A 305-nucleotide genomic window follows, 5' to 3' on the forward strand; every position below is an offset into this window, starting at 1 on the left:
GACCATATTTTTGCTGTACATAGCGGATCACTTCTTCGCGGCGATCCTGACAGAAGTCGATATCAAAGTCCGGCATCGACACACGATCCGGATTAAGAAAGCGCTCGAACAGCAGAGAGAAGCGCAGCGGATCAACATCCGTAATAGTCAGCGCATAAGCAACCAGCGAGCCCGCACCGGAACCACGTCCCGGCCCCACCGGAATGTCCTGCAGTTTCGCCCATTTAATAAAGTCCGAAACGATCAGAAAGTAGCCCGGAAATTTCATGCGGACGATGATCGAAATCTCATAGTCCAGACGTTTG

Annotated in this window: 1 protein-coding gene; it reads right to left on the reverse strand. The window is 51.5% G+C overall.

Translation table 11 applies throughout. The annotated features are described in order from the left end of the window. On the reverse strand, positions 1-305 hold a 305-nt coding region (locus HBA93_RS20310; protein ID WP_221724479.1), incomplete at both ends, for a hypothetical protein.

Source organism: Ochrobactrum sp. SFR4 (assembly GCF_019730395.1).
Classification (GTDB): Bacteria; Pseudomonadota; Alphaproteobacteria; order Rhizobiales; family Rhizobiaceae; genus Pseudochrobactrum.